The organism is Paenibacillus sp. 05T425 (assembly GCF_056396205.1).
Map to the genome: position 1 here is coordinate 1 of NZ_JBFTLA010000039.1, position 1,581 is coordinate 1,581.

The window sequence follows — 1,581 nt, forward strand, 5'->3', positions numbered from 1 at the left end:
AGCAGCAACATCTTTCGTATCCAGTTTTCAGGGCGCAATGCCTTGTATAAACTTTACCCATGCGCGTATGGCGGAATTGGCAGACGCACCAGACTTAGGATCTGGCGGGCGACCGTGGGGGTTCAAGTCCCTCTACGCGCACCATACTTTTTACAAACAAGTTCTTGCTAAGCAAGGGCTTTTTTTGTTTTGACTATTCTAAATTATATTACGATCTTACTAGCTAAACACAAAAGTTAAATAAGCCACCCACAAAGGGTGGTTTTCTTTTACTTCGAGAATGGGTTGGAACGTTTAAAACAATGTATATAGTAGTTAAAGTCGAAGAATGCTGAAATATAAGAAGAAACGTGTTACAGTAGAAAATATTGGAATTAATAAACTGATATTAGGAGTTTAGGGATGGATTTGAATAAAAACGAGTCTGTACCACAAGAAGAAAAAGTCAGTAGTAACATTGATAATCCGAACGTAGATTCCAAATCTGCTCCTGTCGCTGCAGCTTCTGCCGCATCACGAAACGTATTGAATGATGTCAGTGAGTCAATTAAAACAATTGACGGTCGTCTTATTATGAGGCTGCTCAAAAATCCATTAGAAAGCCTCTCTCTTAATCCTAACAAGGACCTAGTATACGGAATACTTGGTATTGTAGCTTCTGTAGTTGGATTCCTTATTTGGTCATTTATCATTGGGGCCAAGCTTCAAAATTTATTCAATAGCATTTTTGGATTTGGCGGTTTTGGTGGCCTCATGGATTCAGGAAGGATTAGTACTGCAATTGTAGGAAAAATGTTTCTTATGTCCTTATTTTCGATCATCTCGCTTTTTGTGGGACTTTCCGCAATTGGTATTTGGAAGGGAAGTCAACGTCATTCCTTCAATACCATAATCATTAAGCTTGGTGGAGCCCAATACATGGCCGGAGCTGGATTTCTGATCGCAGCAGTATTAGCTCTTCTGAGTATCAAGCTATCGCTATTCGTGCTTATAATTACGTTATTATCCACGCTGATCTTAACGGTAACTGCTTCGATCGAGTTGTTCGAGGTGACGAGGGAACGTCGTACGCTCTATATTGTTTCATCAATCGCGAGTTACTCTCTTTTGTTAATGTTGTTGGGTTCAATTACGATCTAAATTTAATAATTATAGAGGCTAATCCTGTTGAAACTTAGCAGGTTAGTCTCTATTTATTTCTTAAAATGTTGAGCTTTTTCGTGAGTTATAATACGTTTTATTAAGTGAATTTACGGTAATTTATAAAATATAAATATTATTTTCGAAAAAACACTTGCAATTATATATGAAAACATGATATATTCTAATTCCGGCCGAGAGAAACACACGCCGGACACGAAAGAAAAGATTGTTCTTTGAAAACTGAACAACGAGCGAAACTGCCAGTTAAGAAGCTTCGGCTTCATAAACTAAAGCAATAAAAAGTTTTTGAGCAAGTCAAACACCTTTATGGAGAGTTTGATCCTGGCTCAGGACGAACGCTGGCGGCGTGCCTAATACATGCAAGTCGAGCGGGGTTATTCCTTCGGGGATAACTTAGCGGCGGACGGGTGAGTAACA

The 1,581-nt window shown here is 38.9% G+C and carries 1 protein-coding gene, 1 tRNA gene and 1 rRNA gene; all 3 read left to right on the top strand.

Features of this window, described 5'->3' with window-relative positions:
* Window positions 1-61: 61 nt before the first annotated feature.
* Window positions 62-144 (top strand) — tRNA-Leu (locus AC1DF0_RS31895).
* Window positions 145-402: 258 nt separating this feature from the next.
* Entirely contained in the window at window positions 403-1,140 is a 738-nt protein-coding gene (locus AC1DF0_RS31900) for a hypothetical protein (protein WP_477577564.1), read from the top strand.
* A 327-nt stretch (window positions 1,141-1,467) separates the two neighbouring features.
* Window positions 1,468-1,581: ribosomal RNA gene (locus tag AC1DF0_RS31905) — 16S ribosomal RNA — on the top strand; the annotation flags it as partial.

Bases quoted from the DNA above. Each gene is read 5' to 3' on its own strand.
- AC1DF0_RS31900 (WP_477577564.1), top strand. From the start codon at position 403: ATGGATTTGAATAAAAACGAGTCTGTACCACAAGAAGAAAAAGTCAGT.